General features: G+C 60.1%; 12 protein-coding genes. 9 read left to right on the top strand and 3 right to left on the bottom strand.

The genetic code is table 11. The features are described from left to right. Window positions 1-92: 92 nt before the first annotated feature. Window positions 93-2,801 carry a TonB-dependent receptor plug domain-containing protein gene (locus AX768_RS25115; RefSeq protein ID WP_062002819.1) on the bottom strand — a complete coding sequence of 903 codons (2,709 nt, stop codon included), beginning with the start codon at window positions 2,799-2,801 and terminating at the stop codon, window positions 93-95. A gap of 1,018 nt (window positions 2,802-3,819) precedes the next feature. Between AX768_RS25115 and AX768_RS25120 the strand changes: the two genes are divergently transcribed. The 9 genes from AX768_RS25120 to AX768_RS25160 all read left to right on the top strand — a co-directional run bounded on the left by AX768_RS25120 (window position 3,820) and on the right by AX768_RS25160 (window position 13,908). Beyond that, window positions 3,820-4,473, top strand: a complete 654-nt coding sequence (locus AX768_RS25120) for a MotA/TolQ/ExbB proton channel family protein (RefSeq protein WP_062002820.1) — start codon at window positions 3,820-3,822, stop codon at window positions 4,471-4,473. 72 nt (window positions 4,474-4,545) lie between these two features. Continuing rightward, window positions 4,546-4,968, top strand: a complete 423-nt coding sequence (locus AX768_RS25125; protein WP_062002821.1) for an ExbD/TolR family protein — start codon at window positions 4,546-4,548, stop codon at window positions 4,966-4,968. Next, on the top strand, window positions 4,965-5,747 hold the full coding sequence (locus AX768_RS25130; RefSeq protein ID WP_062002822.1) for an energy transducer TonB: 783 nt from the start codon (window positions 4,965-4,967) through the stop codon (window positions 5,745-5,747). The genes AX768_RS25125 and AX768_RS25130 overlap by 4 nt, the downstream gene beginning before the upstream one ends. A 163-nt stretch (window positions 5,748-5,910) precedes the next feature. Further along, window positions 5,911-7,563 carry a peptide ABC transporter substrate-binding protein gene (locus AX768_RS25135; protein ID WP_069638408.1) on the top strand — a complete coding sequence of 551 codons (1,653 nt, stop codon included), beginning with the start codon at window positions 5,911-5,913 and terminating at the stop codon, window positions 7,561-7,563. 13 nt (window positions 7,564-7,576) lie between these two features. Further along, the gene (locus AX768_RS25140; protein WP_062002824.1) at window positions 7,577-8,338 is read left to right on the top strand and encodes a TonB family protein; all 762 of its coding nucleotides are present in this window, start codon (window positions 7,577-7,579) and stop codon (window positions 8,336-8,338) included. Then, a complete protein-coding gene (locus AX768_RS25145) occupies window positions 8,331-10,169 on the top strand; it encodes an extracellular solute-binding protein (protein ID WP_172812024.1) in 1,839 nt (612 codons plus the stop codon). Before AX768_RS25140 ends, AX768_RS25145 begins: the two co-directional genes overlap by 8 nt. A 7-nt stretch (window positions 10,170-10,176) precedes the next feature. Continuing rightward, window positions 10,177-11,226 (top strand): microcin C ABC transporter permease YejB, encoded by a 1,050-nt coding sequence (locus AX768_RS25150; protein WP_062002826.1) that lies wholly within the window; start codon window positions 10,177-10,179, stop codon window positions 11,224-11,226. Beyond that, entirely contained in the window at window positions 11,180-12,298 is a 1,119-nt protein-coding gene (locus AX768_RS25155) for an ABC transporter permease (RefSeq protein ID WP_062002827.1), read from the top strand. Before AX768_RS25150 ends, AX768_RS25155 begins: the two co-directional genes overlap by 47 nt. Next, window positions 12,295-13,908: an ABC transporter ATP-binding protein gene (locus AX768_RS25160; protein WP_062002828.1), complete on the top strand. Its 1,614-nt coding sequence runs from the start codon at window positions 12,295-12,297 to the stop codon at window positions 13,906-13,908. Before AX768_RS25155 ends, AX768_RS25160 begins: the two co-directional genes overlap by 4 nt. A 22-nt stretch (window positions 13,909-13,930) precedes the next feature. On the opposite strand, the gene AX768_RS25165 is transcribed toward AX768_RS25160, so the two are convergent. Together AX768_RS25165 and AX768_RS25170 are read right to left on the bottom strand one after the other, a co-directional pair. Continuing rightward, on the bottom strand, window positions 13,931-14,146 hold the full coding sequence (locus AX768_RS25165) for a DUF2945 domain-containing protein (protein WP_056365551.1): 216 nt from the start codon (window positions 14,144-14,146) through the stop codon (window positions 13,931-13,933). 103 nt (window positions 14,147-14,249) lie between these two features. Further along, entirely contained in the window at window positions 14,250-15,314 is a 1,065-nt protein-coding gene (locus tag AX768_RS25170; protein WP_155524337.1) for a hypothetical protein, read from the bottom strand. Window positions 15,315-15,449 lie beyond the last annotated feature (135 nt).

Raw genomic sequence — 15,449 nt, forward strand, 5'->3', positions numbered from 1 at the left:
ACCAGCAGCCGTAAATGCACTGTCCGGGACACGAAAAACTTCCGTGCCCCGGACAGATTCCGGCCATGACGCCGGAGAAACACTCAAGCAACTTATTTGAACCGGTACGTCGCCCCGATCTGGAAGAAGCGGCCCACGTCGGTGTACAGCGACTGGTCGTAGCCGGTCAGGTCTGCACCCGAGGTCCATTCGGCATCGAACGGCGGCTTTTTGTCGAACAGGTTGTTGATGCCCGCATAGATCGTCCAGTTCTTGAAGCCGCGATAGCTCGTGAACAGGTTGAACTGGCTATACGACGCCACCGACAACGGCGTGTCCCCGTTGATATCCGCAATCGCGTTCGTGTACGGACCCGTGTATTGCCAGGTCAGCGTGGTCGTGAACTTGTGGTAATCCCAGGTCAGGTCCGTGTTGCCCTTCCAGCGCGGATTCGATGCACCGAACGGCTGGTTCAGCGCCAGGTTGTTGCCGGCGAAATCTGCCGTTGCAGCGCCCGGGCTGTGGAGCTTGAAGTGCCACACGTAGGCCCAGTCACCGGACAGCGTGAACGAACCGACCGGCGTGCCGACCGTCTTGCGCCAGTTGAAGTCGAAGCCATCGGTATCGAGCGAGCCCAGGTTGATGAACTGCGACGTGATGTAGCGCAGCGTGCCGTCCGGGTTGCGAATCACCTGGCTCGGATCGTTGGCTGCAAGTTCCGCGACCGGATCTTCCGTGCCGATCACACCGTCAATGCGGACCTTGTAGAAGCCTGCGCCGACATCCGACGTAGCATCCGGCGACAACTGGAAGCCGATGTTGTAGTTCTTCGTGTGCTCAGGCTGAAGGTTCGGGTTGCCGTTCGTGAACTCGGTCGTGAAGGCTTTGGTCGGACCACGCGGATCGTACGGGTCGGTCAGGTTCTGGTGACCCGTGTATGAAGCCTGCGAGTTTTCGACCAGCGTCGGTGCACGGAATCCGCGGCTGAACGACGCGAAGGTCGTGAATGCCTGCACAGGCTGATAGCGCAATGCGAAGCTCGGTGAGAACGCGCCGCCGAAGTCGCTGTAGTGGTCATAGCGGCCCGACTGCGTGAACGTCAATGCGCGGATGATCGGAATCTCGACCTGGTAGAACACGGCCGCCACGTTGCGCGAACCGTCCACCGTCTGGATCTGCGCCGGCGAGACGATACCCAGCGACGAATACGTGCGCGGGTTGATGATCGAGCTTTCGTGACGGAACTCGGTACCGAGACCCAGGCCAACGTTGCCTGTGGGCAGCGTGAAAAGGTTTGATGTCGAGGTCTTCGCGCTGACCGTATCGAGCTTCGTGATGGCCTGCTGGTAGTCGTCATGGAACACGCCGTCCAGACCGTTCGGCGTCGAACCCGGGTTCAGGAAGTTGTACCCGCCGTTTTGCAGCACGTTCTGCCAGCCCGCCACATCCAGCGAGTTGTAGAAGTGGCTGTCCACCGTGCTTTGCGAATGGCCTGCATCGACTGACCAGTCCCAGTCGCCCAGCTTCGGCGTGGTGAACGAGCCCTTGATCCCGGTCGACGCCTTCCAGAACGTCGAGACCGTGTCCACGCCCACGCCCGCGGTCGGGAAGGTGTAGTTGATCGGGGTATCGACGCCGAACGGGTTGAACGGATTGCCGCCCGGCACCGTGCGGTTGAGCGGCGAGATGCTGTTGCTCTGCGGGTTGTACACGTTCGACAAGCTGCTCGCCGACTGCAGGCCGCCGTACTGCACGGTCTCGTCGCGGCTGCCCCAGAACTCGGCGTACGCCTGCATGTCGTCGTTGATCTGGAACGTGCCGCGCACCTTGGCGTTCAGGCGTGTGGTCGACGGAACCAGCGAGTAGTCATGCGCCGTGTTGTAGGTACACGTGCTGCCGGCGGTGCGGCCGGTCGTGGTGTTCGGCGGGCAGGGGTTGAGCGGGACGTTGGTGCCGTCCGGCTGGGTCCAGAAGCTCTGCTGGTTGTTGCCGGCGGGCAGGTTGTTGCCGCCGAAGCGCGTGAAGTCCTGGCTGCTGGTCATGTCGCGGTCAGCGAGGGTCGAGCCCGAATCGCGAAACCAGCTCGCCGAACCCGTGACGTTGAAGCGGTCCGTAGCAAGATTGCCGAAGCCGCCGAGCACGCTGAAGCTGCCTTGTGCATCGCCCGGATGTTGCGCCTTGCCGAGCTGGCTGTCGATCTGGAAGCCCTGGAAATTCTTCTTCGTGATGATGTTGACCACGCCCGCGATGGCGTCCGAACCGTACTGCGATACCGCGCCCGTCTTCACGATTTCGATCCGGTCGATGGTGTTCAGCGGGATCGTGTTGATGTCGAAGAATGTGTCGGTGAAGTTCACCGCTTGCGCGTAGTTGGCGACGCGCTGGCCGTCGACCAGCACCAGCGTGTATTTCTCGGACAGACCACGCAATGCAATGCCGGCGCCGCCTGGAGCGGTGCTGTTCATCGTCGATTGCGACCAGCTGCTGGCCGAGTTTGCCGACACGCCGCGCAGAAAATCGGCAACGGTGGTGTAGCCGCTTTGTTCGATCTCCTTGGCTGTCACAGTCTGGACTTCCGTGTTGCCTACCTTGTCCGACGTACGGATCAGCGAGCCCGTGACTTCCACTTTTTCAAGCTTGGTCGGAGCCGCGGACGTCGCTGCAGCGGGTGTCGTGGCCGTTGTGGAAGTCGTACCCGACGCGCCGCCTGTGCCGCTCTGGTCGACGGTCTGTGCGTGCGCCATCGGAATGAATGCGGCGCTCAGCACGAGTTCGGCGCCAATGATGCCCTTGATCGCCGTTACCAATCTCTTCTGTTTCACGTGCTCTCCCTCTTGTCAGTGAGCATATTTGATCGAACCAACCGGCCGGCTCGTGCGAGTTGCACGGACCGGTCATGCGATGTTTGTCGACGCTTTTTATTGCGGGGCGCGCTAAACGCTGGTTGCGTCGTTTGAACATCGTCAGTCAAGGCGCAATCTCAATCGTGTTGAAAGGCGCCGTTGATAAGCGGCTGCACCAAGAGCACGAGTTATGCCAATTTGCGAAAGGGAATAAACAGATGAGCCGGATACGGCCATTTATTTCTGCAGTAAGAATTTGAAATGAATGCGTTTTATTTTTTATTGCCAATTGCTGTTTAGCGATTAAAGTAAAACGGCTTTTTCATATCGCAATAACACCCTTTATTTTGGCGCGCTGTTGTTTGTAAGGTGAGTTAGAGGAGTTAGTCTAATTAATGTGGTGCAATCGCTGCACCTTGAAAGGGAACAGATTGCATCACACTGTGCATTACGGTTTGAAAGCCATTGTGAGGGGTTATCACGGCGTGTGTGCACAGTATAAACATAAGCAATGCGCTTATGTAATACCCCTGCGCAAACTCTTTGCCATGGCGGGATTGAGCTGCACGGGGCAGCCTAGGGTTTGGGAGTATGTAGAACCATCGATAATCTAAAAGATGACTCGCGCATGTATATTACACAAATCTTTCATTAGCACCAGCGTAATCATTCGGTGCACAAATAAAGGGTTTATTGGGTTGAGCCAGCTTGATGGCAGGCTTTAAGCGTATTTCGAAGGATCAAGATTGAGCTAGCGGTACCGAACAGAAATCTGCGTGACAAAAGACGCACTTCTCTAATTCGGGAAATTCGCCGTAAGATCAAGGCGCCGCATGAGTGTGGACGAGCAGCAGATCAAAAGCGGGTTATCGCTTGGCATAGCCGTTGCTTAGAGAGTCGCGCTTTTGCGGGTGGCGTCGAAAACGAAGCCGCCCGCTTTAAGAAATACCGTCATCCACAAAATGATTAGCATCTTTTGTCCTAACCGGAGTCCGCAGTGCTGAATACCCTCATTAATTATTCGGTCCAGTCGATGGGCCTCATTCCCCTTCTCGGCGTCATCTTCCTGCTGGGCATGGCCGTGATCATCGAGCGTCTGGTGTTCTTCGCTAGAGCAGTGCGCGCAGGCAAGACTATCGAACACGATCTGAAACTTCTGAAGGCCAATCATCCGGAAGACGCCGCAAAGCTCGTCAAGCATTACGACTCGACCGTGCAGGCCGAACTCGTGAAGACGGCCATGAAGGTCAGCGGCCGCGACGAGGCAGTCGTCGAGCGCGAAGTGGAAGAGGCGATCATGTTTCAGATGCCGCGTCTGGACCGTAACCTGTGGGTGCTCGATACCGCCGTCACGCTCGGACCGTTGCTCGGGCTGCTAGGCACGATCATCGGCATGGTGGAGTCGTTCAATGTGCTGGGCGCGAGCGGCACGGCAAATCCCAATGGTGTGACGGGCGGTATCGGCCATGCGCTGACAGCCACGGCCTGCGGTCTTGTTATCGCCATCATCTGCGTGATCTTTCTCAACTACTTCAACAAACGCATCCGCATGACGGTCAATCAGTTCGACCTGATCAAGTCGCTGCTGGTCTCGCGTTTCTCCGCGCCGGTTCGCCGCAGCGCCGACGTGCGCCCTGAAATTGCCGCATGAGTTGCTGCATAGAGGGCTCTCGAGCCGTTTGCCGCATGCATCAATGTCGTTTGGAAACAGAAGAGGTTTGAGATGAGTAGAAATCACCGCAGTCATTATCTGGGCGCGGAAGAGAAGGCACGCATCGAGATCATCCCGATGATCGACATCATGATGTTCCTGCTGGTCTTCTTTATGCTCGCCACGCTCAAGATGATCCAGGGTGCGGGCATCAAGCTGGACCTGCCGCAATCCAGTACCGCCGAAGCGTTGCAGCAGACCATCAAGGTATCGATCGGCGTGACGAAGACCGACGAGCTTTACCTGGACGCGAAGCCCATCACGCCCGACGAACTCACCACGCGGCTGAAGGGCCTCGTGAGCGATTCGAAGAAAGTCGATGTCGCCATCTCCGGCGACGAAGGCACGAGCTACAAGAACATCATCCACGTGATGGACCTGGTGCGCGCGGCCGGTATCAGCTCTGTAGCACTGGCGACGAATCCGACGACATGAACGCTCCCGTACATCTGGTCAGCACGCCTCGCGTGCCTCTGGACGGGGCGCTGTGGGCGTCGAAGGGAGCATCGAAAGACGGCAAGGTATCGATGAAAGTCGCGGTCGGCGCCGCGTTGCTCGTCGAACTGTTGCTGATTGCCGGTCTCTCGCACGTAAACTTCACCCCTGACGCGCCGCCGCCGCCGAAAGAACTGCGCGTGCGCATGGCGCCACCGCCGCCTCCGCCACCGCCGCCGCCCGAGGTGAAGAAGCTCGAGCCGCCGCCGGCTCCCACGCCGCAAAAGCCGGTGCCGAAGAAGGTCGAGCCGAAGCCGTTGCCCACGCCCAAGCCGCCGCCGGCCAAACCGTCGCCCGCGCCGAAGGAAGCGCAGATCCCGGCTGCAACGAATCCGTCCGCCAACGCGCCTGCCGTGGCCACCACGCCGTCCAACTCGCCGCCAAGTCCGCCAGTGGCCGCAACGGGCGCCGCGCCTGTCGCGCCGCCTGCTTTGCACGGCGTGGTGGATGGCCGTGGACATTGCCAGTCCGTGCAGCCGCAGATTCCGCGCAAGGCGCTGCAGGACGGCATCTCGGCTGACGTGATCGCGCATCTGACGATCAATCCGGACGGCAGCGTGGGCGCCGTGAAGATCGTGAAGACGACGCCGCCGACTTCGGTCTTCAACGAAGCCGTCACGACTGCAGCCAAGGCGTACAAGTGCGAGAAGAACGCCGAGCCGTATGTTGGCGAGGTGACCTTCTCGTTCAAGACCGCGCCGAGCAGCGACGACGAATGACCGTCTTCATGCGCGTTCGTTGGATCTGATCCATCACAAAGTTGAACCAAACCTTCGGCATGTCCCGCTCAGTGTGTGAGACATGCCGAAGGCCGCTGCAACCGCGAGTGGTCACTGATCATCGGCCATTGGCGGCAAGTCATGAATTCCGGGAGTTTCCTTGATGTTTTTCGCTTCGTCCGTTTCTTCATCCGTTCTTCCTGCGCGCCGGTCGTCCACTTTATTGGCCGCGTGTCTCTTCAGCGCCGCAATCCTCCCCAGTCTCGCCAGCGCGGCCATCATCCCGCCCGGCACGCAACTCGCCGCGAAGCAGGAGCTGGTGCGCAACAATGGCAGCGAAGTCGAGACGCTCGATCCGAACGTCGCCGAATCCGTGCCGGCCAATAACGTTACGCGGGATCTCTTCGAAGGCTTGACTGCTGTTCGCTCCGACGGTGAAACGGTACCCGGCGTCGCCGAGAAGTGGGAAATGAAAGACTCGACCACGTGGATCTTTCATCTGCGAAAGAATGCGAAGTGGTCGAACGGCGAACCAGTCACGGCGGGAGATTTCGTTTTCAGTGCCCAGCGGCTCGTCGATCCAAAAACCGCATCGCCATATGCGAACACGTATGGCATGTTCCTGCTGAACGGCACGGAAATCGTCGCGGGCAAAAAGCCGGTCGCATCGCTTGGTGTGACGGCGATCGACGCAAACACGCTGCAGATAAGGACCCCGTACCCGGTACCGTTCCTGCCTGACCTGATGACCAACACGAACTTCGGCCCCATCAACAAGGCCGCGATGGAGAAGAACGGCAAGGACTGGACGAAGCCGGGCAAGCTCGTTAGCAACGGCGCGTTCATGCTGAAAGACTGGCAGGTGAACAACCGGCTCGTGCTCGCGAAGAACCCGAATTACTGGAATGCCGGCTACGTACAACTGAACCAGGTGACGTACCTGCCTATCGAAGATGAGAACACCGACGTCAAGCAGTACGAGTCGGGCGGCAACGACTGGGTTTACCAATTGCCCTCTGGCACGTTCGCCCGCTACAAGCAGGAGTATCCGAACGAGATGCGCGCGGCGCCCATGCTCGGCTTGCGCTACTACTCGTTCAACAACAAGGACCCGTTGTTGAAAGACGTACGCGTGCGCAAGGCGTTGTCGATGGTCATTGATCGCGACATCCTAGCGCAACGCGTCACGGCCGATGGCCAGATCCCGGCGTATGGCGTGATTGTGAAGGGCGTGAAGGGCGCGGACGTGAACGCCTACGACTGGGCGTCATGGCCCATGGCAAAGCGCGTGGAGGAGGCCAAGAAACTGTTGGCCGAAGCGGGCGTGAAGCCTGGCACCAAGCTGCAGTTCGCGATGAACACCAGCGAATATCACAAGAAAATGGCGATCTTCGCGGCGTCGGAATGGAAGAGCAAGCTCGGGCTCGATACCGACATCCAGGCCATGGAATTCAAGGTCTTGCTGAAGAAGCGCCATGATGGCGATTACCAGATCGCGCGCAACGGCTGGGTCGCCGACTACAACGACGCCAGCACGTTCCTGACGCTGGTTCAGTGCGGCTCGGAGCAAAATGACAACCAGGCCTGCAATCCGAAAGCCGATGCGCTGATGCGTGAAGCATCGAACTCCACCGATCCCGCTACGCGCCTGAAGCTGCAAACGGAAGCAGGCAAGGTTGCAATGGAAGACTATCCCATGCTGCCGCTCCTGCAATACACGCTCGTGCGCCTCGTGAAGAGCTACGTGGGCGGTTATTCCACGAAGAATCCGATGGACCACTACCGTAGCGAAGACCTGTACATCATCAAGCACTGAGCCCGAACCGGTCATGAACGATTCGCATGAACCCTTGAAGGGCGCGCTGTGGGCGTCCGCGCACGCGGAACACAAACATCAGCCGATGGGTGTGTTCATCGCGGCGGCGGTCGTCGTGACGGTGTTGATGATCTACGGCCTCACGCATGTGAACTTTGCGCCTGTGCAAGCGCCGCCCAAGGAGATGCGCGTGACCATGGCGCCACCGCCACCTCCGCCACCGCCGCCGCCGCCGGAAGTAAAGAAGATCGAGCCGCCGCCTGCGCCCACGCCGGTTGAAAAACCGAAGCCGACGCCGGTCAAGCCGAAACCGTTGCCGACACCGAAGCCGCCGCCCGCGAAACCCGCGCCGGCGCCGAAGGAAGCGAACATTCCTGCCGCGGCCAATCCCTCGCCCAACGCGCCTGCGCTCGCGACGGCCCCGGCGAACACGACGCCTGCAGCGCCTGTTGCTGCAGCGGCTGCGCCGACTCCCGCGCCTGCACCGGGCTTGCATGGCGTGGTCGATGGACGCGGCCACTGCCAGTCCGTGCAGCCGCAGATTCCGCGCAAGGCGCTGCAGGACGGCATCTCGGCGACGGTGACGGCGCGTCTGTCGATAGGTACCGACGGGCAGGTCAGCGACGTCAAGATCATGCGCGTTTCGCCACCCACGTCCGTCTTCAACGATGCGGTGATCGCGGCCGGCAAGGGCTATAAATGCGAAAAGAACCCCGAGCCGTATGTTGGCGAAGTGCAGTTCTCGTTCAAGACAACCGCGAGCGACGATGAGTAAAGCAGTAAGGCTGGTGACGCTCGCGCTCGGCGTGATGTTCATGGCACAGGGGGCGCTCGCGCGTCCATCGATAGCGCAATACGACGAGCCGAAATATCCGGCGGGCTTCACGCACTTCGACTACGCGGACCCCGAGGCGCCAAACGACGGCGACATCAACTTCCAGAATTACGACGAGCTGCAAAGCTACGATTCCATGAATCCGTTCCTGATTCGCGGCGCGCCTGCGCCCGACCTCAAGAACCTCATGTTCGATACGTTGATGCAGCGAAGCTGGGACGAGCTGGCGTCGGAGTATCCGTTGATAGCCGACGACGTGAACGTCGCGCCCGATGGCAAGTCGGCGGCTTTTCACATCAACCCGAAGGCGCGTTTCTCGAACGGTGACCCGATCACCGCCGCCGATGTGAAGTATTCATACGACACGCTTGCGAGCAGCCATGTTTCGCCCATCTTCAACTCGCAATTCGCCAACATCACGAAGGCGACGGTGGTCGATCGTCTTACCGTGCGGTTTGATTTCAAGGAAGCACGCCGCGACGCGCCACTGATTGCGGGCGACCTGTGGGTGTTCTCGCCGAAGTGGGGCATGAAGCCGGACGGCACGCGTCCTTCGTTCGACAAGATTGCGACCGATCCACCGCTTGCGAGTGGCGCTTACCTGATCGAGCAGCGCAAGAACGACAAGCAGATCACGTACGTGCGCAATCCGGACTACTGGGCCGCCGACCTGCCAGCGCGGCGTGGCATGTACCACTTCAAACGCATCACGTTTCGCCTCTTCACCGACCATTACACCTCGCTCGAAGACTTCAAGGCGGGGCACACGGACATGCGGGTGGAGTATTCGTCGGGTACGTGGGCGCGAAAATACGTCGGCAAGAACATCGCCAACGAATCGCTGAAGAAAGGTCTCTTTCCCGATGGCCCCGCGCAGATGCAGGGCATTTTCATGAACACGCGCAGACCTCAGTTCGCCGATCCTCGCGTGCGTCGCGCGCTCACGCTCGCGTTCGATTACGAGTGGCTGAACCGGCTGACGTTCTACGGGCAATACCGGCGGACAGGCAGTTACTTCCAGGACAGTCCGTTCGGTGCGACCGGCGTGCCGGACGCGAATGAACTGGCGTTGCTCGAGCCGTATCGAGCGGAACTTCCGGCGGCCGTGTTCGGCCCGATGCTCAGGCAACCCGACACCACGCCGCCCCATTCAATCCGTGCGAACCTGCGCGAAGCGCAGGCGCTGCTCAACGAGGCGGGCTGGAATTATCGCGATGGTGCGTTGCGCGATGCAAACGGCACGGCCATGTCGATCGAGATCATGGACGATCAACCCGGCATGGACGGCGTGATCATGCCCTTCGTGCAGCAGTTGCAAACGCTCGGTATCCAGGCGCATATGCGTGAACTCGACAGCGCGCTATACGGCAAACGCATGGACGCGTTCGACTTCGACATGACCACCTATATCTATTCGCCGGTGACCATTCCGGGCGGCGAACTGACGCGGCGTTTTGGCAGCGCGGCGGCAGCGCAACCCGGTTCGGAAAATTTCCCCGGCGTGAAATCGAAAGCCGCCGATGCGATGATCGATGCCGCGCTCAAAGCCAATACGCTCGCCGATCTGCAGACCGCCACGCACGCGCTCGACCGTATCCTGATCAACGGTTATTACATCGTGCCCGAGTACTATGCGCCGAATACGCGCGTGGGATACAAGGCGCGCATGGGGTTCCCTTCAGTCCTGCCGAAGTCGTACTACGCCGAGGACTGGCTGCTCGATTACTGGTTCGTGAAGCCGGTGCCGGCAACCAGCGCCCCAACACATTGAGACTGCCGTGGCCGCTTATATCCTGAGACGTCTGTTGCTGATGATCCCCACGCTGATCGGCGTGGTCACGCTCACGTTCGTGGTCACGCAGTTCGTGCCGGGCGGTCCGGTCGAACAGATGATGAGCCAGTTGCGCCACGGCGCGACTCATGGCGGCGAGGCGGGCGGAGGCGGTGGTTATCACGGCGGGCAGGGCGTCGACCCGCAGCAAGTCGAGCAGTTAAAAAAACAATTCGGCTTCGACAAACCGCCGCTCGAACGCTACTTCAGCATGTTGAAGAACTATGCGACGTTCGACCTCGGCCAGTCCTATTACCAGCACCAGAGCGTGGGGGCCGTGATCCGTTCCAAGCTGCCGGTTTCCATTACGCTCGGGCTCTGGACCATTTTGCTGACTTATATGATCGCGGTGCCGCTCGGCATCTCGAAGGCCATACGTAATGGATCGCGCTTCGATACCGCCACCAGCATCCTCGTCCTCGCGGGTTACGCCATCCCCGGTTTCGTGCTCGGTGTGCTGCTGCTGATGCTTTTCGGCGGTGGGTCGATGTGGCAAGTGTTCCCCATGCGCGGGCTGACATCGGATGATTTCGACCAGCTCAGCACCGCCGGGAAAGTGCTCGATTATCTATGGCATATCGCGTTGCCTGTCACCGCATCGGTCGTCGGGAACTTTGCGATCGTGACCATTCTGACGAAGAACACGTTCCTCGAGGAAATAGGCCGGCAATACGTCCTGACCGCACGCGCGAAGGGTGCGCCGCAACGCGACGTGCTGTGGAAACACGTGTTGCGCAACGCGATGATTCCGCTTTTGACCGGCTTGCCCGCCGCATTCGTGGGCGCGTTCCTCAATGGCAACCTGCTGATCGAGACGCTTTTTTCCCTCGATGGCATGGGCCAGCTTTCCTACGACTCGGTGATCCGCCGCGACTACCCGGTCGTGCTCGGATCGCTGTTCCTCTTCACCCTGATTGGTCTTGTGACCAAGCTCATTGCAGACGTCTGTTATGTCCTCGTCGACCCCCGTATCCAGTTCGACCGGCTGGACCGGTGAGAGCGTGAGTTCGCCCGAACTCGCCCGTTCGATATCGCCCGGACGGCGCGTATGGCTGCGTTTCAAATCCCAGCGGCTTGGCTACTGGAGCACAATCGTGTTCGTGGTCTTGTTCGCAATCAGCCTGCTCGGCGAAGTGCTCGCAAACGACCGGCCGCTGATCGTGCGGTATGAGGGGCACTACTACTTTCCGGTGGTGAAGGACTATTCGGAGAAGATCTTCGGCGGCGACTTCCCCGCGCGCACGAACTACCTCGATCCGTATATCCGCGACCGGCTGGAATCGAAGGGTAATTTCGCGATCTATCCGCCGATCCATTTTCACTACGACACGGTCGATTACTTCGCGACGAGACCCAATCCCGCGCCCCCCTCCGCCAACAACTGGATCGGAACCGACCAGTTCGGACGCGACGTGTTCTCGCGCCTCTTGTACGGCTTCCGTCTCTCCGTCCTCATGGCGCTCGCGCTGACGGTATCCGGCATCCTGCTGGGCGTTCTGACGGGCGCGGTGCAGGGTTTCTACGGCGGGCGCACCGACCTGATCGGGCAACGCCTGATCGAGATCTGGAGCTCCATGCCAGACCTGTATTTGCTGATCATCTTTGCATCGATATTCGAGCCGACCCTGTGGCTGCTTTTTGTCCTGTTGTCGGCGTTCGGATGGCTGACGTTGTCCGATTATGTCCGCGCTGAATTCCTGCGCAACCGTTCGCTCGATTATGTCCGCGCGGCGCGCACGATGGGTCTTTCGAACTGGCAGATCATGTGGCGTCATGTGCTGCCCAACAGCCTCACGCCGGTGATCACATTCCTGCCGTTCCGGATGAGCGCGGCCATTCTTGCTCTGACGAGCCTCGATTTCCTGGGCCTCGGCGTGCCTGCGCCAACACCGAGCCTTGGCGAACTGCTCGCTGAAGGCAAGAACAATCTCGACGCATGGTGGATCTCGGGCGCGGCATTCGGCGCGCTGGTGATCACGTTGCTGCTTTTGACCTTCATGGGCGACGCATTGCGCAACGCGCTCGACACGCGCACGCGCGGCTCCGCCTTTGGAGGCGCGCAGAAATGACGACGCCCTTGTTGCAACTCGATCACCTCTCAATCCGTTTCGGCGATAAAACCGTCGTCCAGGACCTGAGCCTTTCGATTGCGCGCGGCGAACGTGTCGCGCTCGTCGGCGAATCGGGATCTGGCAAAAGCGTGACGGCGCTGTCGATCCTCGGGCTCGTAGAAAGCGCGCGCCAGACCGGGCGCATCCTGCTAGACGGCGACGACCTCCTGCAAAAGACCGAGCAGCAGATGCGCGGCATTCGTGGCAGCGATGTCGCGATGGTCTTCCAGGAACCGATGACCGCGCTCAACCCGCTGTTCACCATCGGCAAGCAGATCGCCGAGAGCTTGCGTCTTCACGAAGGCTTGCGGCCGAATGCGGCGCGCGAACGCGGAATCGAATTGTTGAGGCGAACGGGAATTCCCGAGCCAGAGCGCCGGATAGACAGTTATCCGCATCAACTGTCCGGCGGCCAGCGGCAACGCGCGATGATCGCCATGGCGCTCGCGTGCCGTCCGCGCCTCCTTCTCGCCGATGAACCCACCACCGCGCTGGATGTCACCGTGCGCCAGCAAATCGTGGATCTGCTGATCGGCTTGCAGGAGCAGGAAGCGGCAGAGCGCGGGATGGCAGTGCTGCTCATCACCCATGATCTGAACCTGGTGAAGCGCTTTGCGCAACGCGTCGCAGTGATGGAAAGGGGCGTGCTGGTCGAGACGAACACGACCGCCGCGCTGTTCGCGAATCCGCAACATCCTTATACGCGCCGTCTGCTCGCCAGCGAGCCTCAGCGCGCGATCGAATCCATCGCGCCAAATGCGCGCAGGCTGCTCGAAGTGCAGGGTCTCGCAGTCGATTACCGCGCCCCGGCGAAAGGCTGGCGGTCCGCGTTCACGCATTCATCGTTCAGGGCGTTGCAGGACATCGATATCACCTTGCGGCGCGGCGAGACGCTCGGCGTGGTCGGCGAATCCGGTTCGGGCAAGTCGACGCTGGCGGCGACCATTCTCGGTTTGCAGCGGCCGTCGCAAGGCGCGATTCACATCGACGGGCAGCCCATGTCCACGCTCAAGAGCGCCAAATCGCGGCGGATGGTTTCATCGCGGCTGCAGGTCGTGTTCCAGGACCCGTACGGTTCGCTCTCGCCGCGCATGACGATCGAGCAGATCGTGGGCGAAGGAATAGCATTGCATCGCCCGGAAGTGGATGCGGCGACGCGGCGCCGGCGTGTTGTGGAATTGCTCGAAGAAGTGGGTTTGCCGGCTGACGTGCTGCCGCGTTACCCGCAAGAATTTTCCGGCGGCCAGCGGCAGCGTATTGCGATCGCAAGAGCGCTGGCAGTCGAGCCGGAATTGCTCGTGCTCGACGAACCGACGAGCGCGCTGGATGTATCGATACAGCAGCAGGTGCTCAACCTTCTCACTCGCCTGCAGAAGAAGTACACGCTGAGTTACCTCTTCATCACGCACGACCTTGCAGTGATGCGCGCAATGGCGCACCGCGTAGTCGTCATGAAGGCGGGGAGGATTGTGGAGATCGGCGAGACCATGAAAGTGCTGCAAGCGCCCGAGCATCCATACACGCAGGCGTTACTTGCGGCCTCCCTGCTGGCGAGCGCAGCGGCCTGACTTCGGGCCGCTGCAAGCCCTGTCAGCCTTTCACCTTATGCAGCGCGCTGCCCTTGTGAACCGCGCGTTTGCCGCTCTTCTCGCTTTCGACTTCGTAACTCGGGTCATCGGCCGAGCCGTTGACCACGTGTCCGTCCACCTTCGTGTGCTCCTTGATCACGCGCGTGACGTGTCCGCTGGTTTCGCCTTGCGGGCTGTTCCAGCTCACGTGATCCTTGACCTTGAATGTCTGACTCATCGATATCTCCTCTCGGTGTTTGCAGCATCACGGATGCAACCCGTGTGCCTCGCCGTATCAAACATTCGATGAATCTGTATGACGTTTAGGTGCGCCGACTCAATCAGGAGACAGGCTCCTTGCTGTTTTCTTCCACGCGTTGCGACACACCTTGTGGCGCAAACGTCTCGACGGACGGCACTGGGACTGCACGCGCGATGGGGGGCTGCTTGCTGCGGCGGATCATCTTGCGCAGCCGGGGCACGACCGACGTCGCCGTAAAACACAGCTTGATGCCAAAACGTGCGCGGTTCAGCAAATGCGCCTTCGATACCGCCCGCCAGAACCGGGCCGGATTGAAATCCGCATAACGCGACTCGCGTTCTATCAGCGCCTTGCCATCGGGCAAGTGCACGAACGAGCAGTGCTGGAACCATCGGAGATCGCGATGCGTGTTGCCGGTCCAGTGCCTGCCGATTGCCTGGTACGCGCCCAGTTCGACGATCTGCTGGCCTTCGTCCGCGAGTGTGTTGAGCGCCGCTGAAACGAACGATTCATCGCCATGGTGCTGAAGACGCGCAATATGATCGACATATCGTTCGCAAAGCGCGCGGGCGCGCGGCACCAGCGTCGTGAGAAACGCCGGCGTGCTGATCAGGAACTCGCCGCCGAACCAGCGCGGATTGAGCAGATGCCGTCCCGCGACGATCTCGAGGTCCCGGATCACGCAGTCGCTGCCGTACGCGGGAAAGACTTGATCGGATATGTCGAACGCGCCTACACCCACGTCGGAGCAACGCTGAAGTAACTCCTGGTCGAGCGGTTCCATGGCAACGATGTCCGAGTCCAGCAGCATCAGCAAGGTGTTCGGCTTGAGCATGTTCGCGACCTGCTCGAGAAGATCCAGCTTGAAATGCGCGCCGTAAAACTCAATGTTCCGTGGGACGTTGATGCTCGTGATCAGCTCGACCACGTGTGGACGCTGCGCTGCCGGCTCGGCAGAACAAAAGGATTCGACAAGATCAGGCGCGTTGGTGAAAAGGGTAAGACGCGGCATGCCCGCGCGCAGCAGGCTTCTGTTCAGGCACAACGCCTGGCGTGCATAGGAAAGCGGATCTTTACTTGTGCTGTTGGGGCTGGCTGTCGCTTCGACATCGACGAAAACCAGCGTACAAGGAAAAATTTCCATTGTCTTGTCATCCAAATCGATAATCCGGGAATTTGTTGCTGATTTGAATCGGGCCGTATTAAATGGCCCGCGTTATAAGCATCGTGGGAGATACAAATACTATGTGTCCGCCAAAATGCCCGACACGTGAGCCAT

The organism is Burkholderia sp. PAMC 28687, assembly GCF_001577465.1.
Taxonomy (GTDB): Bacteria; Pseudomonadota; Gammaproteobacteria; order Burkholderiales; family Burkholderiaceae; genus Caballeronia.

Excerpts from the sequence above, each read along its gene's own strand:
- AX768_RS25165 (WP_056365551.1), bottom strand. The coding sequence starts at position 14,146 with ATGAGTCAGACATTCAAGGTCAAGGATCACGTGAGCTGGAACAGCCCG.
- AX768_RS25125 (WP_062002821.1), top strand. The coding sequence starts at position 4,546 with ATGAGTAGAAATCACCGCAGTCATTATCTGGGCGCGGAAGAGAAGGCA.
- AX768_RS25135 (WP_069638408.1), top strand. The coding sequence starts at position 5,911 with ATGTTTTTCGCTTCGTCCGTTTCTTCATCCGTTCTTCCTGCGCGCCGG.
- AX768_RS25145 (WP_172812024.1), top strand. The coding sequence starts at position 8,331 with ATGAGTAAAGCAGTAAGGCTGGTGACGCTCGCGCTCGGCGTGATGTTC.
- AX768_RS25155 (WP_062002827.1), top strand. The coding sequence starts at position 11,180 with ATGTCCTCGTCGACCCCCGTATCCAGTTCGACCGGCTGGACCGGTGAG.
- AX768_RS25160 (WP_062002828.1), top strand. The coding sequence starts at position 12,295 with ATGACGACGCCCTTGTTGCAACTCGATCACCTCTCAATCCGTTTCGGC.
- AX768_RS25130 (WP_062002822.1), top strand. The coding sequence starts at position 4,965 with ATGAACGCTCCCGTACATCTGGTCAGCACGCCTCGCGTGCCTCTGGAC.
- AX768_RS25140 (WP_062002824.1), top strand. The coding sequence starts at position 7,577 with ATGAACGATTCGCATGAACCCTTGAAGGGCGCGCTGTGGGCGTCCGCG.
- AX768_RS25170 (WP_155524337.1), bottom strand. The coding sequence starts at position 15,314 with ATGGAAATTTTTCCTTGTACGCTGGTTTTCGTCGATGTCGAAGCGACA.